This is a genomic window from Brevibacterium sp. BDJS002 (assembly GCF_028201555.1).
Taxonomy (GTDB): Bacteria; Actinomycetota; Actinomycetes; order Actinomycetales; family Brevibacteriaceae; genus Brevibacterium; species Brevibacterium aurantiacum.
The window spans coordinates 2,538,747-2,565,088 of the sequence record NZ_CP116392.1; the positions used below are offsets into that span (position 1 = coordinate 2,538,747).

Annotated in this window: 22 protein-coding genes; 3 read left to right on the top strand and 19 right to left on the bottom strand. The window is 62.7% G+C overall.

Annotation, left to right across the window (positions count from 1 at the left end; genetic code table 11):
* Window positions 1–55 precede the first annotated feature (55 nt).
* The 17 genes from PGC08_RS11880 to mraZ all read right to left on the bottom strand — a co-directional run bounded on the left by PGC08_RS11880 (window position 56) and on the right by mraZ (window position 18,952).
* Window positions 56–895: a DivIVA domain-containing protein gene (locus tag PGC08_RS11880; RefSeq protein ID WP_271708467.1), complete on the bottom strand. Its 840-nt coding sequence runs from the start codon at window positions 893–895 to the stop codon at window positions 56–58.
* Window positions 896–1,157: 262 nt separating this feature from the next.
* Window positions 1,158–1,457, bottom strand: coding sequence for a YggT family protein (locus tag PGC08_RS11885; RefSeq protein ID WP_069600305.1), 300 nt, complete (start codon window positions 1,455–1,457; stop codon window positions 1,158–1,160).
* 328 nt (window positions 1,458–1,785) lie between these two features.
* A complete protein-coding gene (locus PGC08_RS11890; RefSeq protein WP_009884374.1) occupies window positions 1,786–2,277 on the bottom strand; it encodes a cell division protein SepF in 492 nt (163 codons plus the stop codon).
* A 76-nt stretch (window positions 2,278–2,353) separates the two neighbouring features.
* Entirely contained in the window at window positions 2,354–3,112 is a 759-nt protein-coding gene (gene pgeF / locus PGC08_RS11895; RefSeq protein ID WP_069600306.1) for a peptidoglycan editing factor PgeF, read from the bottom strand.
* Window position 3,113: 1 nt separating this feature from the next.
* Window positions 3,114–4,295, bottom strand: a complete 1,182-nt coding sequence (gene ftsZ / locus PGC08_RS11900; protein WP_009883149.1) for a cell division protein FtsZ — start codon at window positions 4,293–4,295, stop codon at window positions 3,114–3,116.
* A 190-nt stretch (window positions 4,296–4,485) separates the two neighbouring features.
* A complete protein-coding gene (locus PGC08_RS11905; RefSeq protein ID WP_271708468.1) occupies window positions 4,486–5,241 on the bottom strand; it encodes a cell division protein FtsQ/DivIB in 756 nt (251 codons plus the stop codon).
* Between the two features lie 5 nt (window positions 5,242–5,246).
* Window positions 5,247–6,647, bottom strand: coding sequence for a UDP-N-acetylmuramate--L-alanine ligase (gene murC / locus PGC08_RS11910; RefSeq protein ID WP_271708469.1), 1,401 nt, complete (start codon window positions 6,645–6,647; stop codon window positions 5,247–5,249).
* A gap of 2 nt (window positions 6,648–6,649) precedes the next feature.
* Window positions 6,650–7,750 (bottom strand): UDP-N-acetylglucosamine--N-acetylmuramyl-(pentapeptide) pyrophosphoryl-undecaprenol N-acetylglucosamine transferase, encoded by a 1,101-nt coding sequence (locus PGC08_RS11915; protein ID WP_271708470.1) that lies wholly within the window; start codon window positions 7,748–7,750, stop codon window positions 6,650–6,652.
* 1 nt (window position 7,751) lies between these two features.
* Window positions 7,752–9,353: a putative lipid II flippase FtsW gene (gene ftsW / locus PGC08_RS11920; RefSeq protein ID WP_271708471.1), complete on the bottom strand. Its 1,602-nt coding sequence runs from the start codon at window positions 9,351–9,353 to the stop codon at window positions 7,752–7,754.
* 1 nt (window position 9,354) lies between these two features.
* Window positions 9,355–10,890, bottom strand: a complete 1,536-nt coding sequence (murD, locus tag PGC08_RS11925) for a UDP-N-acetylmuramoyl-L-alanine--D-glutamate ligase (RefSeq protein ID WP_271708472.1) — start codon at window positions 10,888–10,890, stop codon at window positions 9,355–9,357.
* Entirely contained in the window at window positions 10,883–11,971 is a 1,089-nt protein-coding gene (gene mraY / locus PGC08_RS11930; protein ID WP_271708473.1) for a phospho-N-acetylmuramoyl-pentapeptide-transferase, read from the bottom strand. Before mraY ends, murD begins: the two co-directional genes overlap by 8 nt.
* On the bottom strand, window positions 11,968–13,434 hold the full coding sequence (locus tag PGC08_RS11935) for a UDP-N-acetylmuramoyl-tripeptide--D-alanyl-D-alanine ligase (protein ID WP_271708474.1): 1,467 nt from the start codon (window positions 13,432–13,434) through the stop codon (window positions 11,968–11,970). Before PGC08_RS11935 ends, mraY begins: the two co-directional genes overlap by 4 nt.
* Before the next feature lies 1 nt (window position 13,435).
* On the bottom strand, window positions 13,436–14,998 hold the full coding sequence (locus PGC08_RS11940; RefSeq protein WP_271708475.1) for a UDP-N-acetylmuramoyl-L-alanyl-D-glutamate--2,6-diaminopimelate ligase: 1,563 nt from the start codon (window positions 14,996–14,998) through the stop codon (window positions 13,436–13,438).
* On the bottom strand, window positions 14,998–16,779 hold the full coding sequence (locus PGC08_RS11945; protein ID WP_271708476.1) for a peptidoglycan D,D-transpeptidase FtsI family protein: 1,782 nt from the start codon (window positions 16,777–16,779) through the stop codon (window positions 14,998–15,000). Before PGC08_RS11945 ends, PGC08_RS11940 begins: the two co-directional genes overlap by 1 nt.
* Before the next feature lie 49 nt (window positions 16,780–16,828).
* A complete protein-coding gene (locus PGC08_RS11950; protein ID WP_271708477.1) occupies window positions 16,829–17,395 on the bottom strand; it encodes a hypothetical protein in 567 nt (188 codons plus the stop codon).
* Entirely contained in the window at window positions 17,392–18,354 is a 963-nt protein-coding gene (gene rsmH / locus PGC08_RS11955) for a 16S rRNA (cytosine(1402)-N(4))-methyltransferase RsmH (RefSeq protein WP_271708478.1), read from the bottom strand. The genes PGC08_RS11950 and rsmH overlap by 4 nt, the downstream gene beginning before the upstream one ends.
* A 166-nt stretch (window positions 18,355–18,520) precedes the next feature.
* Complete coding sequence (gene mraZ / locus PGC08_RS11960; protein WP_009883133.1) at window positions 18,521–18,952, bottom strand: division/cell wall cluster transcriptional repressor MraZ; 432 nt, start codon at window positions 18,950–18,952, stop codon at window positions 18,521–18,523.
* 593 nt (window positions 18,953–19,545) lie between these two features.
* Between mraZ and PGC08_RS11965 the strand changes: the two genes are divergently transcribed.
* From PGC08_RS11965 to PGC08_RS11975, 3 genes are read left to right on the top strand one after another with little or no spacing between them, the layout of a single operon-like run.
* Window positions 19,546–20,535 carry an AAA family ATPase gene (locus PGC08_RS11965; RefSeq protein WP_204235976.1) on the top strand — a complete coding sequence of 330 codons (990 nt, stop codon included), beginning with the start codon at window positions 19,546–19,548 and terminating at the stop codon, window positions 20,533–20,535.
* Window positions 20,536–20,539: 4 nt separating this feature from the next.
* The gene (locus tag PGC08_RS11970; RefSeq protein ID WP_271708479.1) at window positions 20,540–21,688 is read left to right on the top strand and encodes a DUF58 domain-containing protein; all 1,149 of its coding nucleotides are present in this window, start codon (window positions 20,540–20,542) and stop codon (window positions 21,686–21,688) included.
* Window positions 21,652–24,024: a transglutaminase family protein gene (locus PGC08_RS11975; RefSeq protein WP_271708480.1), complete on the top strand. Its 2,373-nt coding sequence runs from the start codon at window positions 21,652–21,654 to the stop codon at window positions 24,022–24,024. Before PGC08_RS11970 ends, PGC08_RS11975 begins: the two co-directional genes overlap by 37 nt.
* A 453-nt stretch (window positions 24,025–24,477) precedes the next feature.
* Here PGC08_RS11975 and PGC08_RS11980 read toward each other — a convergent pair whose 3' ends face one another.
* The gene (locus PGC08_RS11980) at window positions 24,478–24,888 is read right to left on the bottom strand and encodes a DUF3040 domain-containing protein (protein WP_235351409.1); all 411 of its coding nucleotides are present in this window, start codon (window positions 24,886–24,888) and stop codon (window positions 24,478–24,480) included.
* A 130-nt stretch (window positions 24,889–25,018) separates the two neighbouring features.
* Window positions 25,019–26,278 carry a DNA polymerase IV gene (dinB, locus tag PGC08_RS11985; protein WP_235351408.1) on the bottom strand — a complete coding sequence of 420 codons (1,260 nt, stop codon included), beginning with the start codon at window positions 26,276–26,278 and terminating at the stop codon, window positions 25,019–25,021.
* Window positions 26,279–26,342: the final 64 nt, after the last annotated feature.

Consider the following 26,342-nt stretch of genomic DNA (forward strand, 5'->3'; position numbering starts at 1 on the left):
ACAAGGTCCGGGATCTCCATGGAGCTCCCGGACCTTGCGTGTCTGCTGTGACGAATCAGAGTTTGTGATTCGACGACGAACCGAAGGAGTTCCCGTCCAGGGTCTCCGGTGCCAGACTTGTCGAATTCTCGAGGTCGCGCAGCTGATCGTTGAGGTAGCTCTTGAGCCGCGTGCGGTACTGACGCTCGAAGTTCGAGAGCTGATCGATGGAGCGCTCGAGGGTCGACTTCTGGGTTTCCAGGGTCGACAGTGTCTCGTCGCGCTTGGTCTCAGCCTTGCCAACGATGTCCTTGGCTTCGGTCTCTGCAGACCTGATGAGCTCGTCGCGGCGGCGTTCGCCTTCAGCCACATGCTCGTCGTGGACGCGCTGTGCAAGAGCGATGAGCCCGTGGGCGTCGCCGTCTCCGCTGCCGAGACCCGAACCGAGGCCGAGACCAGCGGCTGTGCCTGCTGCAGCAGCTGGTGCTGCGTTGTTGCCGGCAGAAGCAGATTCCTTCGCTGCAGGAGCCTGAGCGGCAGGTGCTGCTTCCTTGACTGCAGGTGCGGAAGGCTGTTCGGTGGTTTCCGGGACAGCAGGTGCTGCTGGGGTCTGCTCCTGCTTCGGCGCTTCGGCGGCCTTCTGCGAGGAGGGAGCCGGCACCGCGGCAGGCATTGCCTGAGTGGCGTCGATGTCCTTAGCGGGTGCGGCAGCAGATGCTCCGCCGGCGTCGAGCTCCTTGACGCGCTGTTCGGCGGTGGAGAGCTTCTGACGAAGTTCGTCGTTCTCCTGGTAGAGACGGCGGATCTCTACGACTACCTCATCGAGGAAATCGTCGACTTCATCCTGGTCGTACCCGTCGCGGAACTTCACATGCTGGAACCGCTTGTTTACTACGTCTTCAGGCGTGAGCGCCATGAGGTCACCTTTGGTCGATCTACATTCATTACGCTGCCGCCTTAAAGACGGCTTCAACGTCACATTAGCGTAACACCTGCAGTTTTGTCCTGCAGAAATGCCGTGTCGCAATTTTCATATGACGAAGTTGTAATAATCGAGCCTAGCAACACCCGGTTCTGTTCCGCGAACTGAGCACCTTCTCAGGACAGCCGCAGTGATGCGTGTAACAGTAGTGAAACGAAGAGGAAGCTCGTGCTGTAAGTGTTCTCAGCGAGTTGCTTCAGGCGCTCACCCTCGAGAAGTTGAACAGAACAGATGCAAGGATCTGGATTCCGATCAGCAGCACGATGAAGCCCAGATCCAGTGAGATCTGACCCAGGCGCAGGGGCGGAATCACCTTGCGCAGGAGGCGCAGCGGCGGATCGGTCAGCGTGTACACGATCTCTGCCAGAACAAGGAAGAAACCAGCAGGTTTCCATTCGCGTGAGAAGACCTGGACGAGGTCGAGGACGACTCGCGCCAGCAGAACATAGACGTAAAGACTGAGTGCCGTGCCGAGGATGTAGAAGATGATGGCCACGTGTTTCCTCGTGCCTTTCTTTGGTGCTTAGCTGTCGATCCCCAGCGTATACGGTCGAGCTGAGGATGAGATCAGAATGACTTCGACCAGAGCCCGAACGCGTTGCACGGACTACGCCGTAACAGGTCCGACCGGGTGATCTCAGTTCAGTTCCGGGCGGGTGATCTCAGTGCTGGTCCAGGCGAATTCGCCTGAGTTCGCGAGGTTCAGTTCTGGTCGATGAGGCTGCGTCTGAGTTGACGCAACCCCGCTCCGGTTGAACGTGCCCAACTCTGGTTGAACGAATCTGAGTTCTGTTTGAACGGGACTCAGTTCTGTTGAACCAGTCTCAGCTCTGGTTGAAGAAGCTCGCCTGGGTGTCGGGGTCGGACTCGTTCTCGCCGCTGACCTCGATGTCCTCAGGGGTGAGAAGAAACACCTTGTTGGTCACACGCTCGATCGAGCCGTGCAGACCGAAGATCAGGCCGGCGGAGAAGTCGACGAGGCGCTTTGAGTTGTTCTCGTCCATTTCGGACAGGTTCATGATCACCGGGGTTCCCTCACGGAACGCGGCACCGATCACCATCGCGTCGTTGTAGCTGCGGGGGTGGATTGTCTTAATGCGGTTCATGGAGATTCCTGGCGCGGGAGAGTCGACTGGACGAATCGGTGACGGATGGATCGGCGTCACCTGGGCGGAGGGCCGTTCCTCTTCTTCCTCGACATGATCGTCGACGGGCTCTTCGTAGGTGTCGATGACCTCGCGGTCACGACGTTCGATGGGCTCGTCCTCTTCTTCGACGAAACCCAGGTATTCCAGCGTCTTCTTGATTGCTGACATTTTTCCACTCCTCGGCCTTCGGCACTTCCTCGCCTGCCGCCAAACTATCTCAACAGACCGGCCTGGCGGGTGAGTCTCATGGGTGTGTCGTGGGGTTTTCTTCCTGGAGCCAGACCACGCCTGCGAATCTGCCTGTGCTCTGGTGTCTGCGGTAGGAGAACAGGTCCTCGGACTCGCGGGTGCAGGTGCGGGAGAAATGATCGATGTGCACGTCCGCCCGACGCAGCTGTTCGGCCACTGCCCCGGCGACGTCAAGTGCCGGGGTTCCGGTCACCGACACCGAGGCGGCCACTGGTTCGACCGCTGCGACTTCGTCCCTCATCGCGGCCGGGACCTCGTAGCACCGTGGGCACACAGAGGGTCCGATGATCGCGTGGATGTTCGCAGCGCCCAGATCCCGCATATGGGTGATCGTCTCCGCCACCACGCCTGCGGCCATTCCGGGGCGTCCGGCATGAATCGCGCCGATGACTCCGACGTCCGGGTCCGCGAGCATGATCGGTGTGCAGTCTGCGACCATGATGGCCAAGCCGATGCCACCGCGGGTGGTGACCTGCGCATCTGCCGTCGCCGGAGCCTCCCGCAGCTGCTCCGGTGACTCGACGGTGTGCACGTCGGTCCCGTGGACCTGGGACACGAAGCTCAGTCGTTCTCCGCTCAGCCCGAGGACCTGGGCCAGAGCTGCGCGGTTCGCTGCGACCAGCTCATCATCGTCCCCGACGTGTCGTGCGAGGTTGAATGATGACAGATCTCCCCTCGAGTAGCCGCCGTGCCGGTCGGTGAACGCCACATGTGCGTTCAGCCTTCCGGGGACGACGAATCTCGAGTGCAGCATCTTACTTCAGGAAATCCGGGATATCGAGGTCGTTGTCGAAGCTCGATGAGCTACGCTCGTTGGGCAGTGAGGTCGGAATCTGATGGTCCTCGTTGCGAGGCTCAGGCTCGGCCGCTGCCGCTGGTGCAGCGGGCTCGGCGTCTTCTGCCGGCGGTGCGGATTCGATGTCCGAGGGATTCGTCGCCATCGGGATCGAGGCAGGAGCAGCCTCGACCGGGGCTGAATCCTGACCGGCGACCGTGTTGTCGAATCCGGCGGCGATGACCGTGACGCGGCATTCGTCGCCGATGTTGTCATCGATGACTGCACCGAAGATGATGTTGGCTTCGGGGTGTGCAGCCTCCTGCACCAGACGAGCAGCTTCGTTGACTTCGAACAGGCCGAGGTCGGCACCGCCCTGGATGCAGAACAGCACGCCGTGGGCGCCGTCGATGCTGGCCTCGAGCAGAGGCGAGGCGATGGCGGATTCGGCGGCCTGGACGGCACGGTCATCACCGGTCGCAGCTCCGATGCCCATGAGCGCGGTTCCGGCGTCCTGCATGACCGACTTCACGTCGGCGAAGTCGAGGTTGATAAGTCCCGGGACGGAGATCAGGTCCGTGATGCCCTGGACACCCGAGCGCAGGACCTCATCGGCCGAACGGAACGCGTCGACGACGGAGACGCTGCGGTCTGAGATGGAGAGCAGACGGTCGTTGGGGATGACGATGAGGGTGTCGACCTCTTCGCGCAGTGCCGCGATGCCTGCCTCGGCCTGCGCGGAACGACGACGTCCCTCGAAGGTGAATGGGCGGGTGACGACACCGATCGTCAGTGCTCCCAGGGATCGTGCGACACGAGCCACGACAGGGGCTGCGCCCGTGCCGGTTCCGCCGCCTTCGCCTGCGGTGACGAAGACCATGTCGGCACCATCGAGTGCGTCGCGGATGGCTTCTTCGCTGGAGTCTGCGGCCTTCCGGCCGATCTCCGGATCAGCACCGGCACCGAGTCCGCGAGTCTGGTCGCGGCCGATCTCCAGCTTCACATCTGCGTCCGAGAGCACGAGTGCCTGGGCGTCCGTGTTGATCGCGATGAACTCCACGCCGCGCAAACCGACGTCGATCATCCTCTGAACAGCGTTGACACCGCCGCCGCCGGTACCGGCAACCTTGATATCCGCTCCGGAATTTGGGAATTCAGCCAAGTCGGTTCCTCTTTCGGCGCATCGTCCACGCATCATCTGCGTGCAAATTCGAAAAGTCTTCTTTGCCCTGAGGCTATTGTCCGGGGCAACACCACTGCAACTATTCTCGCCGGAGTGTCGGACATCGGCCAAACTTCAGCCCCGGTGTGTCGGCGGCAATGAGAGGCAACTGCTCCGGAATCGACGGTTTTCAGTTCGTCACGGGCACCGAGGGGACGGAGACGTCGATCTCGGTGCGTCCGTCGGCCGCCAGCTGCAGCGCGGTGCGCATCTTCAGGCCGGCGCTCGAGTCGTCACCGAAGACCACCTTCGCCTTCGTCTTTCCGGTGTCGATGACCCCTGACAGGTTCTTCTCATCCTTCGCCTGGATCGAGTGCAGGTCGGAGCGCAGCTTGGGTGGTAGCTCGGCCATGAAGCGGATCACGGCGGCCACCGTCTTCTCATCGGGTGCGCCCCCGGACTCTTTGAGCACGGTCACACCCTTCGGCGCCTTCTTGACGGTGCCAAGGTTCACGGCCTCATCGTCGAAGAGCTCGTATCCGTCACTCGTTGTGATCGCCAGAACCGGGTCCCTGTCGGTGATTTCGATGCTCAGGCTGCGCGGACCTGAGTAGTGCACCGAGGCCTCCTTCGCGCGGGGGAACTCCTTGAGCACGTTCTTCTCCACGGTTCCCGGTCGGACCTGGGGAAGCGGTGTCCCTCCCTCGGTGCGGAGAACCTCCTCAGTGACCTTCTCACCGTCGACCAGGTTACTGTCCTTGACGCTGACCTTGTCCAAGGCCAGCAGGGGCGAGAACCAGAGCACAGCGACGATGATGAGGACCGCAGCGACTGCGCCGATGAGAATCAGGCGGGAGCGCCACACCTGTCTCCGGCGGGCACGGATGACCCCGGTGAGGTCCGCGGTCGAGTTGTCACCGGTGCGCGGTTCGGGAAGGGGCGCCACGGTGTTCAGGCCTCCAGAGCGGTGAGCAGCTCAGGGCCGAGGATCGTCACATCCCCGGCACCGAGTGTGAGCACAAGGTCGCCGGGGCGCACACGCGCTGCGACATACGGCACCGCTTCGTTGAATGATTCGACGAAGGTCACGTTCTCGTGTGGGACGCGATCGGCGATCAGCGCACCGGTGACACCTGGAACTGGGTCCTCCCTGGCTGGGAAGACGTCCAGGACGACGACCTCGTCGGCGAGCCCGAGGGCTTCGCCGAATTCGGCTCGGAACTCCATTGTGCGCGAGTAGAGATGCGGTTGGAAGATCGCCCACACCCTGCCCTCTTCGGTGACGACACCGCGAGCTGCGCTGAGCACCGCTCGCAGCTCAGTCGGATGGTGAGCGTAGTCGTCGATGACGCGCACACCGGCCGCGATTCCCCGTTCTTCGAAACGTCGCCGGGTGCCTCCGTAGTTTCCGAGTCCGCTGGCCGCCTTGGCCACATCGGCGCCGAGGCTGTGGGCGACGGCGATAGCCGCCGTCGCGTTGAGTGCGTTGTGGGTACCCGGCTGCCGCAGCGCGACTGGCAATGGCTCTGCTTGTCCTGGGACATCGAGAACGAATTCGGAGACCAGACCCGATTGGAGTTCGCGGAGGCGGATATCCGCGGTTTCGGAGGCGCCGTAGAGGATGACAGAAGTCCCCTGCGCCCGTGCCTGCTCGGCGACATCGAGCGAACCTGGGTCATCGGCGCAGGCGATGACGGTGCCGCCGTCGGCACCGATGCCGGCACAGAATTCGACGAACGCCTCCCGTACCTTCTCAGGGGTCCCGTAGTAGTCCAGGTGGTCCGCTTCGACGTTGGTGAGGATGCCGATCGTGGGCTCGTAGAGCAGGAACGAGCCGTCCGATTCGTCCGCCTCTGCGACGAAGACGTCTCCGGTGCCCAGATGGGCGTTGGTGCCCGTCGTGGACAGCACGCCCCCGATGACGAACGAGGGATCGAGCCCGCAGGCCTGCAGCGCCACGGTCGTCATGGACGTCGTGGTGGTCTTGCCATGGGTCCCGGCCACCGCCACGGCTCGCTTGTCGGCCATCAGCGATGCCAGTGCACCCGAGCGGTGGAGGATCCGCAGGCCCCTGCCTTCGGCTGCGACGAGCTCGGGATTGTCCTTGCGGATGGCTGAGGAGATGACGAGGGTGTCTGCCTCGCCGAGGTTGTCTGCCGAGTGTCCGATCTCAACTCTGGCGCCCAGTGTCCGCAGCACGTCGACGACCGCTGATTCCTTCGCATCGGAGCCGGAGACGGTGACGCCGTTCATGACCATGATCCGTGCGATCCCGGACATGCCCGAACCGCCGATTCCGATGAAGTGCACGGCACCCAGCTCTGTGGCCGGGACGATTTCAGCTGTGCTCATGTTCAACCTCTCAGAGCGCGAGTGACGATGGTGGCCATGGTGGTGGCGGCATTGGTCGGATAGTGCAGCTCAAGGGCTGCCTTGCTCATGGCGTCCAAACGAGCTTGATCGGTCACCAGGGGCAGGATCTGTTCGGTCACGGTTGACGGGGTGAAGTCCGCGTTGTCGACGAGCTGTGAGGCCCCGGCCCTGACGCTGCCGGCGGCGTTGAGGCGCTGTTCACCGTTGCCGATGGCGAGTGGGACGTAGAGCGCAGGAACTCCGACGACGGTGGCTTCGGACACGGTCGCTGCGCCCGAACGTGCCACAAGCAGGTCCGCGACCGCGTAGGCCCTGTGCATTCCATCGACGTAGTCGACAACATGGTAGTCGGGCAGCTGAGCTGCTGCTTCCCGCAGAGCGTCATCCTTGCCGGCACCGGTGATGTGCAGGACCTGCGCTCCGTTCTCCTGGCACATCGGTGCCGCTGCGAGGAAGGCATCGTTGATGCGCTGCGCTCCAGAGGACCCGCCGGTGACCACGAGGACGGGCTTGTCGTCGTTCAGGCCGAGGTCTTCTCGCCACGCCTTCCGCTGGAGGGAGTCGCTGCGGTCGAGCGTGGAGATCTCGGTCGGCATCGGCATGCCCACGAGCTCGGAGTTGCGCAGCTTCGTGTCGGGGAAGGTGACTCCGACCATGCCCTGTTTCGTCAGGGCGGCGCCGAGGCGGTTCGCCATTCCGGGCTTCGCATTCGCTTCGTGGACGAGCAGCGGGATCTTCGCCTGTTTGGCTGCGATGAACGCGGGTGGGCAGACGTATCCCCCGACCCCGACGACGGCCTTCACATCTCGTTCGGCGATGATCGCCTTGACGTGGGAGATGTTGGCGGCGAAGCGTTTCGGGAATTTCAACGCGGCAGGGCTGATCGAGCGCGGCATGGGGACCTTGTCGATCGTGAGGAGTTCGAAGTCGGCCTTCGGAACGATGTCGGCTTCGAGGCCGTCGGCGGTGCCGAGGGCGAAGACGTCCCAATCGGGGTGGTTCTCACGCAGCTCGCGGCCGATCGCCAACATGGGCGAAATATGGCCGGTGGTGCCTCCACCGGCGAGGAGAATGCTCGTCATCTCACTTCTTTCTCTTTCTGGCCAGTACGGCGAACGACGACCTCACACGGTCCTTGTGCACTCTGATCGCGGCGGGAGCTCCGTCCTCGGTTCTGGCAAAGGACAGAATCACCCCGACCGCCAGCAGAGACGCGACGATGGAGGATCCGCCGTAGGACACGAAGGGCAGGGGCAGTCCGATGACCGGCAGAAGTCCGGTCACGACAGCGATGTTGATTGCTGCCTGGCCGATCAGCCAGGCGAAGAGTCCGGCCGTGGCGATCTGGACGAATCGGGATTTCGAGCGCAGGATCACCCGCACCAACCCACAGGCCAAGGCGACGAACATCAGTATCACGGCCAGCGACCCGAGCAGGCCGAGCTCCTCGCCGATGATGGCGAAGATGAAGTCGTTGTGGGCTTCGGGCAGCCAGGACCATTTCTCTCGACTGGCTCCGAGCCCCACTCCCAGCCAACCTCCGGAGGCCAAACTGAACAGACCGTGGTTGGACTGCCAAGCCTGGCCGGTGACGTCGGCTGCGGTCTGGTCTGCGTGACCGGTGAGTGCCGCGGTGATGCGTTGGAGCCGGTTCTGAGAACTGAAGACGAAGAACGCGGCGACAGCCGCCAAAGCGCCGAAGAGCAGGAGGAAGTACTTCCACGGGAAGAAGCCGATGAACAGACACACCAGGGACATGGCCATGAGTACCAGCCCCGTGCCGAGGTCATTGCCGCCGACGACGAGTCCGACAGCGATGATGATGCCCGGGACGACGGGGATCATGGCGTGGCCGAAGGTCGTCATCTTTCCGTATTTGCTGGCCAGGACGGCTCCCAGCCACACGGCGAGGGCAATCTTGAGGAACTCTGAGGGTTGGAGCTGGAACCCTCCGAACTGGATCCAGTTCGCATTGCCCTTCGTTGACTTGCCGAAACCGGGGACGAAGACAGCTGCCTGCATGACAACGCCGAGCAGCATCGCCCACCATGACAGTTTCCGCCACGTGTGCAGCGGAAAGAACGAGGCCGCAACCATGAGGACGATGCCCACCGCGACGAACCCGGCCTGCTTATTGAAGTAGGCGAAGGATGATCCTTCTCCTCCGTCATAAGAGGTTATCGAGGACGCTGAGAGGACCATGACGAGTCCGAGAGACGTCAGCGCGAGGACGGAAACCAGAATCAGGTAATAGGTCGTCAGCGGGTAGGCAGAGACTCGGTCGAATTCACGGCGCACCGAAGACAGCATTGCCCGAGCAGCTCCTGCCCGAGGATGATTCAGAGGGTGAGTCGTCTGGGTGCTGCGCACGCTGGCTGTCTGTTTGCCGGTGCGAGCCGAACTCGTGCCGACGGTCTTCTTCGGCGTGGCCTTCTTTGCAGCAGCAGGGCTCTTCTTCGGCCCTGCCCGCTTCGTGCCAGCTGTGGTCTTCGGGGACGACGCCTTCGCGGTCGCGGTGTTCTTCACAGTCGCGGTGTTCGCCGTGTTCGGCGACTTCGCGCTCGGCTTCGCTGCAGTCTTCTTCGCTCCGGCCTTCGTGTCGCCTGCGCGGCCCACAGCCGGTTCGGCCGACTTGGTCGATCGGAGACGGCGTGACTGAGAGCTCGCGGTTGTCTGCCGTCCCATGTCAGCTCCCCAGGCGAGCGTGGACAGCCTGGGTGAAGAGTTCACCCCGAGTGTTGTAGTTGAGGAATTGGTCCATGCTGGCTGCTGCGGGAGCCAGCAGTACGGTATCACCTGCACGGGCGATGTCTGCGGCTGCTTCCACTGCTGCAGCGACCACGGCTTCGCCCCGGCGTCGGGGTACGCCCGAGTCCACGGCGAGAGCAGGTTCGATCCGGATCACGTCGAGATCTGGAACTGTCGCCGCGATGGCCTCCCGGAAGGCTGCGTCTTCGGCTCCGATGAGCACGAGCGCTCGGAGCCTGTGGCCGTGATCGGCGAAAAGTGAGGTGAAGTCCGCCCCTTTGGGCAGCCCCCCGGCGATCCAGACGATCGAGTCGAAGCTGCCGAGCGAAGCATTGGCTGCGTGGGTGTTCGTCGCCTTCGAATCGTCAACCCAGGTGATCTGGTTGCTCTCCGCGACTGTGACCATCCGGTGGGCGCCGAGCGAGTGGTTCTTCAGTCCCTGAGAGATCGCCTGACCCGGTACCCCGATGCTCCGTGCCAGGGCTGCGGCCGCGAGTGCGTTCGACACCTGGTGGTCTGCCGGCGCACGGCCGGGAACTCCAGCCGCTGCGGCGACATCGTCCAGGGAGGCGAGTTCAGCGGCCGAGGAGTATCGCTGCGGGATGAAGGCGCGATCGACCAGCATATCCTCGACGACGCCCACCTCCCCTGGTCGTGGGATGCCCGTGGTGAAGCCGATGGCTTTGGCACCGTCGACGACATCGGCTTCTTCGACCATGTGCAGTGTCACTTCATCGGCGACGTTGTAGATGCACGCGGTCTTGGCCTGGTGATAGATCTTGGCCTTATCGGCCTCATAGGCATCGGCGCTGCCGTGCCAGTCCAGATGATCGGGGGCGATGTTGAGCACAGCGGCAGCATCGGCACTCAGCGAATACTGCCAATGGAGCTGGAAACTCGAGAGTTCGATCGCCAGCACCTCGAGTCCGGGCTCGAGCACGGCTTCAAGAAGCGGTGCACCGATGTTGCCGCAGGCCTTGGCGTTGCGACCATCGGCCAGGAGCATGGATTCGAGCATGGTCGTGGTCGTCGTTTTGCCGTTGGTGCCGGTGATCGCCAGCCATTTGGCGTCGTTGGTGCCACGGATCCGCCATGCCAACTCGACTTCGCCGATCAAGGGCACACCCGCCTCGGCGGCGGACAGCAGCAAGGGGTGGTCGGGACGCCACCCAGGCGAAGTCACGACCAGATCGAGCGGCTCCGCGGGCAGGGTCGTGACGTGGCCTTCTCCGCGCCGGATATCGACGTCGAAGACCTCGAGGATCTGAGCCTTCTCGCTGACGTCCGACTGATCGTCGCCGTCGACGACGATCACATCGGCACCACGTTCGCCGAGATGGACAGCTGCGGGAAACCCGGTCACACCGAGACCGGTGACGAGGATCCGCAACCCGTCCAAGGACGAGCTCGGCCCCACGAGTGCGGCCGGGATCGCCTCGGCGTTCGGATATTCGGTGACGGGATTCTCAGCCAATGCGAGACACCCATTCGGCGTAGAAGAGACAGATTGCGGCGATGACGAAGAGTGCGGCGATGATCCAGAACCGGACCACGATCGTGACCTCTGCCCACCCCTTGAGTTCGAAGTGATGTTGGAGGGGAGCCATTCGGAAGACACGTTTTCCGGTGGTCTTGAACGACACGACCTGGATGATCACGGAGAGTGTGATGATGACGAAGAGTCCGCCGAGGACGACGAGCAGAAGCTCAGTCCGCGACATGATCGCGAGACCGCCGATTGCGCCGCCGATGGCCAGGGAGCCGGTGTCGCCCATGAAGATCTTCGCGGGTGAGGTGTTGAACCACAGGAACCCGAAACACGCCGCTGCCATGGCGCCGGCGACCATTGCGAGGTCACGTGGATCGCGCATGTAGTAGCAGGCGTTCGTGGCGTCCGTCATCAGATTGCAGTTCTGCGTCGACTGCCATGTGCCGATGACGACATAAGCGGCGAAGACGACGACCGAAGCGCCGGCGGCCAGTCCGTCGAGGCCGTCAGTCAGGTTCACCGCATTCGATACCGCGGTGACGATGAGGTTGGCCCAGATGACGAACAGGATGAGTCCGAGCACTGCGGATCCGAATGCCAGGTCGAGGTTGGTGTCGCGGACGAACGACACCTTCGTCGACGCCGGGGTTTCACCGAATGAGTTAGGGAACTGCAGCGCCAGCACCGCGAAGGAGATTCCGACGAAGGCCTGGCCGAGGAGCTTGGGCACCGGTCGCAGGCCCAGGGAGCGCTGCTTCTTGATCTTGATGAAGTCGTCGAGGAAGCCGACCACGCCGAGACCTGCGGCCAGCCAGAGGACGAGGAGTCCGGAAGCAGTCGGCACGGATCCTGTGAACAGGTGTCCGAGCAGGTAGGCCAGGACGGCGGCACCGATGATGACGACACCGCCCATGGTCGGTGTGCCGCGTTTCGTGGCGTGTGAGGTCGGACCGTCGTCACGGACGAACTGGCCGTAGCCTCGTTTGACCAGAACACGGATGAATAGCGGCGTGCCGACCAGTGCCAGGATCAGTGCCAGGCAGGCGGCGAGCAGTACGGCGATCATTGGGCCCCCGATACACCGGCGATTTCATCTCCGAGATAGCGCAGACCGGCATCTCTGGAGGATTTGAACAAGACGATGTCCCCGGGTGCCAATTCCGCACTCAGCAGGTCCTTCGCTTCGGCAGCGGTTGCGACCCAAGCCGCTTCGTTGCCCCATGAACCTTCGAGGTTCGCAGCGTTGAAGATGGGCTTTGCTCCGTCACCGACGACGATGGTGCGGGTGATGTTGAGTCGCACGACGAGCTCGCCGATATCGGAGTGTGCGGAAATGGATTCGTCGCCGAGTTCGAGCATCTCGCCGAGGACGGCGAACGTCCGACGTGGTCGGCTGTCTTCGTCGCCGCGGCCCATCGACGCCAGCGTCTTCAGGGAGGCACGCATTGATTCCGGGTTCGCGTTGTAGGCGTCATTGAGCACGGTCACGCCCGACGGCGAGTCGATGAGCTCCATGCGCCAGCGGCTCGCGGCCGAGGAGGTTGAGAGCGTGGTCACGATGGACTTCACGCCCACCCCACAGGCGTGGGCGATGGCTGCCGAGGCAAGGGCATTGCCCACGTGATGTTCACCGATCAGAGCCAGACGAACGTCCTGCGGCTCCTCTCCTGGCAGGTTCAGCGAGAAAGCGGCGTGTCCGGAGGCGTCTGTCGTGACGCCGGTCCCACGGACGACGGAGTCCTCATCCGCGACCCACTCGGGCAGCGATTCCCGTTGTGAGAACCACAAGGTCTCGACCTCAGGTGAGAGCACCTCACGCATCCCGGCCACTCGTGAGTCGTCGGCGTTGAGAATCGCAACGGAGCCTGCAGTGAGCGACTCGACGAGCTCAGCCTTTGCACGGGCGGTGTTCTCGATCGAGCCGAACACACCCGAATGGGCGGTGCCAACCGCGAGCTCGACAGCGATGTCGGGGCGGACAAGGCTGGTGAGGTAGGCGAGATTGCCGATCGAACGGGCACCCATCTCAAGGACCAGGAAGCGCGTGGTCTCCCCCGCCTGCAGTGCTGTCAGGGGCACGCCGACCTCGTTGTTGTAGGAGTTCGGCGGCCACACCGTCTCGGCCTCGCCGGCGAGCAGATCGGCGGCGAGATCCTTCACTGTGGTTTTGCCGACCGATCCGGTGATCGCGATGACCGTGATCTCACCGACCTCGCGCAGCGCCTCGATATTGGCCTTGGCCAACTGGCCCAGTGCCTCAGTGGCATCGGAGACGAGGACCGTCGGCAGGGTCGCATCGTCGAGGGTGGGGACGGATTCGCCGATGATCAGCGCTGCGCCGGCCTCGACGGCTGCTGCTGCGAATTCGATGCCGTCGAAGGATTCACCTCGGCGGGCAACGTAGATATCGCCGGGTCCGACTTCTCTCGAATCGGTTACCACTCCGGCGGACAATTTGGTCTCGGGGTCAACGCCGTACAACTCGCCGGAGACGGCGGTTGCTATTTCGGCTGCACTCAGTCGCTTCATATCAACTGTGAACTTTACCTGTTTGTGCGCCGCCAAGTCGCGTGCACAGCGCTGAGCGTGTCCTCGACCGGTCGTCGAAGTCGGTCACGACGCCGCCAGCGGACTGTCCGGTTTCGTGGCCCTTCCCTGCAATGAGCACGGTTGTGGAGGCCTCGGCGGCGGCAATCGCCTCGTCGATGGCGGCTCCTCTTTCGGCAACTTCAATGACTTTCTTCACACGCGCGCGTCCCGTTGAGATCTCAGCATCAATGCCCTCTCTGATGGCGGCACGAATCGAGCTGGGGTCCTCGGTGCGCGGGTTGTCATCGGTGAGGACGATCACGTCTGCCCCGCGAGCGGCAGCCTGACCCATCCCGTATCGCTTCCCTCGGTCCCGGTCACCGCCTGCGCCGAAGACGATGACGAGTTCCTCACTGTCGGCATGCAGCGACTCCAGGGCCTTCTCGATCGCATCAGGTGTGTGGGAGTAGTCGACGATCGCACGAGGCAGGCGTTCCGGATGCGTCTGCCCTTCTGCACGCGGGCCGCTGACATCGATGATCTCCATCCGGCCTGGGACTGAGGCACTGAAGGTGCGTCCGATCGCGTTGAGATCCGAGACGGCGATTCCGGCTTCCAGCAGCATCGCCGCTGCCAGCGCGGTGTTCGTGACGTTGAAGTCCCCCGGCAGCGGAGAGCGCAGGGCGATGGTCTCGTCGGCGGATCCGCCGAGGTGGAGGATGAAGTCGGATACGCCTGGAGTGTGTTCGATCCGCAGTTCGCTGCGGTCGTCTCGCCCCAGCGTGCGCACCGGCACCTGAGCGGCTTCGACCATCTTCTCGCCCCACCTGTCCTCGACGACGATGACAGCGGCATCGGAGAAGGTTCGAGTGAACAGCTGGGCCTTGACGTCGAAGTACTCGTCCATGGAGTTGTGGAAGTCGAGATGATCCTGGGAGAGGTTCGTGAAACCCGAGACCGCGAAGTGAGCCCCATCGACCCGGTGCTGGCTCAGCGCATGTGAGGACACCTCCATGGCACAGGTGTCGACGTCAGCGGCGCGCATCTTCGCGAACAGGGCATGCAGCTCGGGAGCTTCAGGGGTCGTACGCACGCTCGGTTCTCTCACGCCGGCGATGAGCGTCGCCACAGTGCCGATGACTCCGGTGCGGTGTCCGAGGGCTTCAAGCATCCCGTCGACGAGGTAGGTCGTCGTCGTCTTCCCATTGGTTCCGGTCACACCGATCAGCTGTGGAGACACCGAGGTGCCGTACACGGCTGCCGAGACGAAGCCGAGGACCGACCGGGGGTGTTCCACGATCAGCCCGGTCACCTCGGCGAGGGTCTGCGGGTCAACGGCAGCGGAGATCATGTCCCAACCGGCGGCATCGGTGAGGATCGCGGTGATCCCGCGCTCCATGAGATCCGGTGCGAACTTCGCTCCGTGGACGTTCGCACCCGGCAGCGCTGCGTACAGCTGACCCGGGGAAACGGTGCGCGAATCGTGGGAGACTCCCCCGACCTCGCGTTCAGGATCTCCGTGGACTGTTCCAGGGGCTGCCGGAAGCAGCTGTGAGATACGCATTATTTCCATTCTCGAGCGGGTAGCTGGGGATCCTCGGTCGATGGAGGGATCTTGAGGTGACGCATGGTGAAGCCGGCGACATCAGAGAACACCGGGGCCGCGGCGCTTCCACCGTAATAGCCGTTTCGGGGCCGCTGCAACGTCACCGAGATCGCGATCTGCGGGTCCTCGGCGGGCAGGACGCCGACGAAGGATGCTGTGTAGCCGTCGTAGCCGCCGCCTTCGGCTGCCGGAGCCTGCGCGGTACCCGTCTTTCCCGCCACCCGGTAGCCGGAGACCTGCGCCGACTTGCCGGTGCCCTTGGCGACGACGCCTTCGAGCATGGACAGTGTCTGGTCAGCGGCCTTCTTGCTGATGACCCGCTCGGGTTCACCTGCCGGGTTCGGGATCGTCTTGCCCGAAGGAGAGACCGTTCCATCGACGAGCGTCGAGGGCACGTGCACCCCGCCGTTGGCGATGGTCGCGATGACATCGGTGGTCTGGACAGCGTTCGCGGCCACACCCTGGCCGAACATCACCGTGTATTTGGTGCGACCGTCCCACTCCTTATAGGGGTGGAGGATGCCTGAGGTCTGTGCAGGGAACTTGACGCCTGTCGGCGTACCGAAGCCGAACTTCTTCAGGTAGCCGTAACGCTGCTCTTCTGAGAGCGCGTTTCCTGCCAGAATGGTGCCGGTGTTCGACGATTCGGAGAGGATCCCCGCGAACGTGAGCTTCTCATCTGGGTGCGGGGAGGAGTCACGGAACTCTTCGTCGTTGGGTGCCTTCCACTTATCGGGCACCGTGAATTCCTGCTCCGGAGTCACCAGTCCCTGGTCGAGCAGGGCGGCGGCCGTGACCATCTTGGCCGTCGAACCGGGCTCGAAGACATCGGTGAAGATGCGAGACCCACGGTCATCGCCGTCGACCTTGCCCGGTGAGTTCGGATCGACGCTGGGGGCATCCGCGGCAGTCAGGATCTTGCCGGTTTTGATGTCCTTGATCACGATCGACGCGGATTCTGCCTCGTGCTTCTTGCGCTGTTCCTCGATCGCCTGCTGGGCGTAGTACTGCAGGGCCGGGTCGATCGTCGTCTGCAGACCTTTTCCGTCGACGGCGGCACGGGTGTTGTTGTCCCCGAGCGGGATGATCTCACCGCGTGCACCACGCTCGTACTGCTGCTGACCGTCGCGCCCGCTCAGCTGTTCGTTGTAGGCCATCTCAAGCCCAGCCTGAGGCTGGCCGTCGGAGCTGAGGAAGCCCACGAGGTTCCCGGCCACCGCGCCGGACGGATAGGAGCGCACTGCGTACTCCTCCGCGGAGAGGCCGAGGATGTTGAGATCCTTCACCTCGCGCCAGGTCTCGGAGGTCAGTCCCTTCGCAACAGGGTTCCAGCGTTTGTCGCCGACCAGCTTGGGGTACAGCAGACCGGGGTCGGTGTCGAGTGGAGCGGCCAGAGCCTCAGCAGCACCCCAGGCGCCGACCAGCTTTCCGTCCACCTTGTACTGCGCCACGTTCTGCTGGTCCACGACGAGCTGATAGCGGGAGACGCTGTCGGCGAGAACTGTGCCATCGGCGGCCAGGATCTGTCCGCGCGAAGCCGGCAGGGTTTTGGTGACGAGCCGGTTGGAGAGTGCCTTCTCGGCCAGTTTCATCGAATCCATGCCCTGGATCGAGATCAGCCGTCCGGAGGTGACGAGGAGAACCAGGATGGACAGAGCCGCGATCAGTGCCATCCGCAGGCGAAGGTTGGGTTTGCCTCGTCCGCCTTTTTTCTTCACCCGAGTGGCTCGTGGGCCCATTGCACTGTCCTTGGTCCTTGCTTGTCGGCGAATGGCTGTCAGACTCTCCCTATTTCGGAGTCTCCTGAGCCGGTGGCGCGATGTCCTTGCTGGGACTGCCCCCGACTACTGGCAGCTTCTCATCCGATCGTAGATTGGGACGGAGGGCTTCGCGGGTATTGGCACGCGGGCCGGGGACAACTGTCGGCTTCTTTTCTCCGCTGACGTCGATCGGAGGTGCGTCGATGATCTTTCCGGTCTCCGCATCGAGGAACTCGGGCGAGGAGTCTCGGACCAGTCCGAGCTCCTCGGCCGCGATCGAGATGTTCTGCGGAGATTCGCGGTACGAATTGTCTTCGACCAGTCGATCCTTCTGCTCGGCCAGCTGTTCCTTCTCGGAATTCAGCTGGTCGATCTGATACGAGGTGTGGGAGATGAAGATGTTGAGCAGCAGCACTGCCACGAGGGCGGCAACGAGGATCGCCACGCACAGCATAGAGAACGGGACCCTGGCCTTCGGCAGCTCGAACTTCAGGAGCTTGAGCCGAGGCGGTACCGGCCGGCTGACGGACTCTTCGAGGCGCCGCGTCCGTTCAGTGACGCGGGGTTGGCGGATGGCCGCTTGAGCGCTCCTCACGATCTTGCCTCCCTGATCTTCTGTACTGCACGCAATCGCACGCTCTTGGCGCGAGGGTTCCTGTCTGCTTCGTCACTGTCAGCCAGTTCCGCACCGCGAATGATTTCGGACAGCCACGGTTGGAGTTCCTCGGGGACGACGGGCATATCCGGCGGCGCCGAGGTGGTGGTTGCGGAACGGAAGATCTTCTTCACAATCGTGTCCTCGAGGGACTGGTACGACTCGATGACCGCCACTCCCCCGATATGCAGTGCCCGCAGAGCCTCCGGCAGGGCTGTCCGCAGCACACTGAGTTCATCGTTGACCTCGATGCGCAGGGCTTGGAACGTTCGCTTCGCAGGGTGGGACTTCTTCTTCGTCTGGGGAAGAACCCGTCCCAGCATCGCTGCGAGCTGCTCCGAGGTCTCCCAAGGCGCATCCTCACGGTCGGTGACGATGATCTTCGCGATCCGGCCAGCCATCTTCTCTTCGCCGTACTCACGGAGGATGCGTCGGAGTTCAGCTTCGGGGTAGGTGGCCAGCACCTTGGCGGCGGTCAGGGTCTGGGTTCGATCCATCCTCATGTCCAAGGGCGCCGGACGGGAGTAGGAGAACCCTCTCTCGTCCTCGTCGAGCTGCAGCGACGATACCCCGAGGTCGAGGAGGACGGCGCTGATGTGATCGACGCCGAGGTCGTCGAGGATCTCTGGGATCTCGTCATCGACGGCATGGACGATGTCGATGCGGTCGGAGAATGGCGCAAGTCGCTTCGTGGCGATATCGATGGCCTGGGTGTCGCGATCGATTCCGATGAGGTGGACATCGGGGAAGGCGGTGAGGACCGCTTCCGAGTGTCCGCCCATCCCCAGTGTTCCGTCCACGACGATCGGTGCGTGACCATTGTCTCTGGCGGCCTGGACTCCGACCCCGATGAGCTCGACCACGCGCTCCAGGAGCACTGGTACGTGCTGATCGTTCATAGGTGAGTCCTTCGTGGGTGGTGGTCGTGGGGGTGAACTGCTGGAGCCAGAACCTTGTCCGCCGCTGCCCTGGCACCGGGGAAGTGTGTCAGGACTGCCGAACTTCGGAAACGGGGAAGTTCCCCGAAACTCGAACACGGCGGGCAAGGATCAAACCCGAGCAGAATCAGATCACTCCTGGAATCACCTCGTTCTCACGTTCAGCGAATGCCTGCTGAGCGCCGACCAGGTAGTTATCCCATGTCGGTGAGTCCCAGATCTCGACGCGGTTGCCCATGCCGATCACCGCAACTTCCCGGTCAAGTGATGCGTACTGCCGCAATATGTTCGGGACCGTGATGCGCCCCTGTTTGTCCGGTTGATCCGCAAAGGCCGCCGACAGGAACACACGCTGGTAATCGCGAGCTTCCTTATTCGTCTTCGGCGCGTTCTGGATTCGCTCGTGCTCGGCTTCGAATTCCGTGGTGGGGAACAGGGTGAGGCAGTTCTCCTGTCCACGGGTCAATACGAGACCGGGCGAAAGCTCCTCCCGGAACTTTGCGGGCAGGATGAGCCGACCCTTGTCGTCGAGCTTCTGCAAATGAGTGCCCAAGAACATGTCGTCTCACCCCTTTCGAAACCCAATTGGCTCCGATAGCAACCACAGTACTCCACTTCCCTCCACCCAATCTAGTGGTTTGCCCCTTCTTCACCAGTTCGAACCATAAAACCCCAGGTCAGGCAGGTGGAGGAAAGTGGGGAAAATTTGCGGTCGGCGAGTCGAACCTAGTGCGCAATGGGCCTTTTGCGGCGCATTTCGACCTTCAGTGCCTCCTCACCGCGGAGCCAATCAGAGGGCCAGATCCCTGATTTTCCGCGGAAGACCGAAGCCTAGAGCTCCCCGGGGAGGGAAGCGGGGAGGAAAGTGGGGGTCTCTGGTGGAGCCAAGTGGGGAGCGATGTGGAGAGACGAGTGGGGAGCGATGTGGAGGGGCGTTCTGCAGGACAGGAAAGGCAGCTGCGCAGTCCCCCAGCCGTCGGTACCGTGGCTGATACTCCAGAATCAGACCCTTGCGTCGGCGCGGCCGGATATGCCGAACGAGGCTGCCCGAACGGGCGAATGGTGACCACCAGAAAGGTCGAGCAATGACTGCCCGAACGGCCGAGCGATGCCCGTGTGGATGCAGGAGACGGGATAGGGGACAATAGGATCATGTCGATCAGCCAAGAAGGTACTCAGGCCAATTCCGTGATCGGTGCCGAGCACATCGAATGGGTGCAGCAACTCACCTCACGGGCACGCACAGCAATGAACGCCGTCCTCGAAGGCAAGGATGAAGCAGTCGGACTGTCCCTGGTTGCGCTCCTTGCCGGGGGCCACGTCCTCCTCGAGGACGTGCCCGGAGTCGGGAAGACTCTGTTGGCACGAGCCATGGGCAAGGTCGTCGATGGCTCGGTCAGGCGCATCCAGTTCACCCCCGACCTGCTGCCGACTGACGTAGTCGGCGTGAACCTGTTCAATCAGGAAACCCGGCACTTCGAGTTCCGGCAGGGACCCGTGTTCGCCAATATCGTCATTGCCGATGAGATCAACCGCGCCTCCCCCAAGACTCAGTCCGCGATGCTTGAGTGCATGGCCGAAGGTCAGGCCACCATTGACGGCGAGACCTACCCGATGCCGTCACCTTTCATCGTCGTCGCTACTCAGAACCCAATCGACATGGAAGGCACGTACGCGCTTCCCGAGGCACAGCGGGACCGCTTCATGACTCGAATCTCGCTGGGCTACCCCGAAACTGCTGACGAGATCGACCTCCTGGACAACCAGATCGAGCACGATCCACTTTCCAGCGCAACCCCGGTGACCAGCCTCGAGCAGATCAACCAGGCCCGGGGAATCGTCCGACATGTCAGTGCCGCCAGAGAGCTGCGCGAATACATCGTCTCCATCCTCCATGCCAGCCGCAATGACGAGGCCATCCTACTCGGCTGCTCGCCCCGAGGTGGTGTCCACCTTCTCCGCGCGGCCAAGGCTCGCGCCGCGCTCTCGGGACGGACCTTCGTGACTCCGGATGACATTCAGGCTCTGGCCCCCTACATCTTGGCTCACCGGATCATCCCGCGCGATGGTGACGATTCGGAGCTGGCAGCCGAATTGATCGGCCGCCTCCTGGCCCGCGTGCCCATTTCGACGGTTCAGTGACCACATGCGTCTGAGCACCTCAGGAATCATCTTCGTCCTCGCTGGAGTCGCACTGATCGTCACCGCGTATCGGTTCGCGCTCCCCGGGCTGCTGCCTGCTGGAATTCTGCTTCTCGCGCTGGTCATCCTTTCGGCGCTGCTGATCACCTGGGGCACCCGCCGCGTTTCGATCACGTTGCGGACTGGACTGCCTACCGTGGCACTGCCTCAGTCCAGAGACCGCTACCCGCTTGCCCACGAGGGGAAAGAGGTTCATGTCGAGGCACTGGTGACTAACACCGGGCGTCTGGCAATTCCGTCCTCGACGATCAGCTTCGTGGCAGGCGAGGGCTTCGGCGATTCCACAGTCGGGCAAGTTCCACCTCTGGCCCACGGAGCTTCTCAGACTGTCCTGACGTCTTTCACCCCGAATCGTCGTGGACTCAGCGGAGTGGAAACTGTGCTGATCACTGTCTCTGGCCCCTTCGGCCTGGTGACGAGGAAGAAGAAGGTCATCGCCGGCTACCCTGTAGCTGTCTCGGTGCCGATCCTTCCCGCACGGATTCCCACCGACTCGGCGATCAGACCGGCCCGCTTGGATGACGGCAAGGTCCGTGCCGGCCACACTGCTCGGGACTTCCATACGCGAGAGTACGTTCCCGGAGACGATCTCCGACACGTCCATTGGCCCAGCACCGCGAAGTCCGGTGAGCTCATGGTCCGTCACGAAGCCGACGAGGAGACGCTCTACGCTCTCATCGTCGTCGATCTCAAGGGTGACGATGACCGACCAGACGCCCTTGAAATCGAATTCCTCCTGGCCGCCGCGGCCGCGGCCGGCACGGCGTTCCTGCGTGCTGGCTACGAGGTCTTCGTCGTCGCACCCGGCCATCAGATCAGGTTCAAAGGACAGCGCGATATCGACAGACTGCGATTGCTCACCGCCCTCGTCGAGGCCGGCCGAGTGCAACTGCCTTCCCATGACAACCCCAACCACATCGTCATCTGCGCCGTCGACGACGCTCGCGGAAAGGAGCTGGCGGCCCAATTCTCCCGGCGCGTTCCGGTGACCGTCCGAAGCCTCGACGACATCAATGACCTGACGATGGTGGGATTGAGCGAGGATCTGCCCGAATCATGGACCGCATTCGATTCGAAGCGGGTGAAGCGATGAACCCCGAAACATCAGAGAGTGCAGACAGACATTCCCCGGCTTGGCTCGAGGCCTGTGCCGTGTTCGTGGCCATGGTCTTGGCCGCTATCGGCCTCTCCGCGGTCTTCTCCGACTTCGCGTGGCTTCCCTCCGTGCTCATCTCGATTCTCCTGATCGTTCTCGTCGGCGCGATCTTCCGCAGTGTCCCGGTCCTTCGGGCCACCGGAGCTGCCGTCATCGCACAGTGCGTCGTGGGTCTGATCGCAGTCCTCGTGCTATGTGCACCGAGCACGCTGATTCTCGGCGTCGTGCCCACCGGCAGTTCATTCACCACCGTCATCGACCTCCTGTCCTCGGGAGTCAGCGACCTGTACGCCACGACTCCCCCAGCGCCCAGCACTCCTGGCTTCACCACGATGCTCACGATTGCGTTCACGCTGATCACCATCCTCATCGACGGACTCGTCTCCGACCTCAGAGCACCTAAGGTGAGCGGCGTTCTGCTCCTGGTGCTGTGGATGATCCCGGTCTTCTTCGCCCCTATCCAGGTGAGGTGGTGGCACGTCGTGGCCATCTTGGCGGCATTCCTCATCCTCATCCTCAGCCCCTACTTCCCCGCAGCGAAGTGGCGCGGTGGTCTGACCGCAACCGTGGCTGGAGCTGTGGCCGTTGCAATCGGCATCGGAGCTCCCGTGCTTCTGCCGGAAGTTCCGACCCTGCCTGATCGCGCAGCGAGCGACAAGGGCGATCTCACAGTGACGAACCCGTTCCTCGACCTGCGTGCCGATCTCGGCGACCGTGACGATTCGACCCTCTTTAAGTACACCACTTCGGAATCCGAAGGGCAGCCGATCAGGCTGACCTCGATCAACTCCTTTGACGGCCAGTCGTGGGCACCGACCCCGTTCCCCCTCGACCCCTTTGCGATCGCGAACGAGGGATTGCCCTGGCCGCAGGGACTGCCACGCGAGAAGAACTACAGCGAAGAACGCATCGACATCACTGTCTCCGACGAATACGATCAGCAGTATCTTCCCACCCCTTACGCCCCACAGCAGCCGACCGGCCTGAACCGGCGTTGGATCTACGACGAGACATCGCTGACAATCGTCGGCAACGGCGAGAAGTCGGGTGGACAGGACTACTCGATGGAGTATCTCTCCATCAATCCCGACGTCGACGATCTGCAGAGCGCGGCACCGGTGAACTCCAGTGATTTCGAGACGGAACTCGAAGTTCCGGACAGCCTGCCCGGCAGCGTGAAGGAAACCGCCGAGAAGATCACTGCGGACGCGGACAACCAATGGGAAGCCGCTGTCCTGCTCCAGGCCTACTTCCGAAGCGGCGACTTCGAATACTCGCTGGATGCTCCCGAAAAAGCCAGCGGCGATGCGATCTCTGACTTCCTCGTCGATAAGAAGGGGTACTGTGTTCAGTTCTCGTCGGCTATGACGATCATGGCTCGCACGATGGGGATTCCCGCACGCATCGGCGTCGGTTACGGCGAAGGCACCAAGAGCGGTGAAGGCTTCGAAGTCAGCATGCAGGATTCGCATGCGTGGCCGGAATTGTACTTCGAGGGAGCCGGATGGGTCCGCTTCGAACCCACTCCAGGCGGTCCAGCCGGCGACCCTCCTAAATGGACGGTTGCCAGCGGCAGCACCGGAGAGGCCTCCGAGGAGGACTCCGAAGAGACCTCGTCACCGTCTGAGGAGCCCACAGAGGGCTCCGAGGAATCGGAAGCGGCGGAATCCGAGAGCTCCAGCCCCGAGACATCAGCGGCTGGGGAACCAGCTGGTGCGAATCTCGGTACGTACCTCTGGGCGGGTCTCATCGTGCTTGCGATCCTGCTGATTGCAGCGATTCCGGCGCTGTGGAGACTTATTCTGCGGCGTCGACGCACACGTGACCCTGACGAGCTCGAGAAGGTCTGGACGGAGATACGGGCGCTGTCAACCGACTATGGTCAGAGCCTCGACCCCAGCCGAACGTTGCGATACAACGAACTTGTATTGGCCAGCAGAGCCAGTGGAGGGACCGCTGAGTCTGAGGACCCCACTGCGGAACCAGGTTCTTCGTCGTCTGACGCACGTGGCGATTCCAGTGATGGATTCGCCGCGCTGCGCAGCCCGGCCCCGCCCTCAGGGTCACGCAACGCCGGCGATGACACTGCGTTGTCAGCCTTCGTCGACGCACTTGAAGCCCACCGCTACGGTGCGAGTGAGAGGAACATCTCGTCAACCGAGGTCAGTGCCCTCATCGACGAAGTCAGGACCGACCTCGCAGACAACGCGTCGCCCGGAAACAAGATCACCGCCATAATCTGGCCGGCAAGTATCTTCAATCCACCGCGCTGATTGCGATGCCCTGTTGCTACCCCGGATGCCTTGTGCCTCCGGGGCAGTTCCTATTCCAGCGCACCTCCTATTTCATGGCAGCGTCCGTTCGAGGCAGCGCCTGCTCAAGGTGCCATCGTTACGACCCTCATTGGGCAGGTGCGTCCGCACCGGGCGAGTGCGTCCTCAACCAGCATCAGGCGCGGACCTGGTTCCAGCACCGGAGCACTGTCGGTGAGATTGAACCACCACGATGCGTGACGGCGCTGCGTGTGCCGAAGCCGGTGAGTGATGATGACTGCGGATGCCGATGCACTATCGAGCACGAAAAAGCGCCCTCTCTGCAGAGGACGCTTCACTGGGGTGGATTGTGTGCCAAGTATTACTCGGAGAGTACCCGCGGGCAGTGACGATCGGCCTACAGGACATCCGGCTGACAATCAGTCTCAGCGGCTCTACCGAGTGCCGCGCGAATCATTCGCCGCGCTGGCGCTTCTCCCACCGGTCTTCGATCCGATTCATGAAACCGGACGGCCCCTTGGCCTCAGACTGAGGACCTTTCGACGGCTGAGCACGCTTGGCTTTGTCGCCGATCTGACGTGGACGGCTGAAAGCCCAGTACATTCCGGCAACCATCAACCCGAAGCCGACGACGCCGAGGATGATCCACCATGTGCTGTTCGTCACCATCGAAATGGCGAAGATCGTTGCGGCGAGTCCTACAAGCGTGAGCAGAATACCCAGCACGAATCGCTTCGCGGAGAACCCTGGCCCGTTAGCAGCTGCCTGGGTTTCTGAAATATTGCGTGCGAAACGTGGGTCTTCACTGCGCAGCTGCTTCTCCAACTGATCGAGCAGCTGCTGTTCGTGATCGGAGAGTGGCATCTCGAACCCCCGTTTCCTTACTATGGCCTGATGACACAATCATAGTCTCTGAACACTGAAAAAACATCTTGAGGACCGTTGCATCCCCTGGATTCTCACTGCGTCCTCAGACTATGAGGCACCTCACTGCCTAAACGTGGTCAGGACCCGTATTTTCGGGGTCAGGGCGCCTTCTGAGCAGAGACGCCTGCGAGATCGAAGCGGTCCCGAACTTTTTCCGCACATCGTCAAGAGCAACCTCTGCTTCCCTGCCTGAGTGCTCGGCCTCGTCCAATCTCGCCTGTCGCCCGCTGGCAGCGAAGTCCATCAGACCGGCTGCGCGGATACCCAGCAGACGCACCCCCTTGGATTTCTGCTCCCGCAGGTTCCTCATGGCCGGCCGCAGGGCCTCATAGATCTCACGGGCGAGGTCGGTGGGAGCATCGAGAGTGATCGATCGTGACAATGTGGTGAAATCACCGAGTCGATATTTCAGCCCCAAAGTGGTGGCGACCTTGCCTTCGGCCCGAACCCTGTGCGCAACTTTGTCCGACAGCCGCAGCAGCTCATGCTCAAGCTGACTCAGATCCCAGACGTCGTCGTTGAAGGTGTGCTCGGCGCTGATCGACCGGTCCTTCACCTGCCTGTCCATGCCGTGTGAGTCCAGTCCGTGGGCGCTGCGCCACAGATGATGGCCGTGGGCGCCGAATACCCGACCTGCCCACGCTTCGTCGACTGCGGCTAAGTCCCCGATCAGACGTATGCCGTACTTGAAGAACCCATCCTTCGTCTTCTCCCCCACTCCTGGAAGCGCTTCGATCGGCATCGGATCGAGGAATTCCTGAGTCGCCGCCAGCGGGACGAGCAGCTGTCCGCGCGGTTTGGCACGAGTGGACGCGAGCTTCGCCACGACTCGACTGCCAGCGATCCCCACCGATGCGTTCAGCCCCGTCTGTGCTTCGATCTCGGCTCGAAGCTCGGATGTGATCAGCACCGGCGACCCCAATCTGCGCACCGCTCCTGACACGTCGATATACGCTTCGTCGACACTCACCTGGTGAAAATCAGGTGTCACCTCACCCACCAGGTCGAAGACCTTCTGGGAATACGAAGAGTACAGGCCATGCGAAGGAGGGATCACCTCGGCGAAGGGACAGAGACTCATCGCCCGGCCCATGGGCATGGCCGCATGGACACCGAACTCACGAGCCTCATAGCTCGCCGAAACCACGACGCCCCGCCCGCTGCGACCGCCGACGATGACGGGACGGCCGAGAAGTTCCGGGCGGCTCAGAAGCTCCACCGAGACGAAGAAGGAGTCCATGTCCAGGTGGAGCATCGTGGCTCCGGCATCGTCCGTCCCGAGACGGCTGAGGTCGCCACCGGATCGTGACAGCTGTTTACGACTCATCGGGCACTCATGTGTCTGCGTTGGCTCCTTTCGGCTCCCGTCGCCGAGTCCGGGTAGTCTGTAG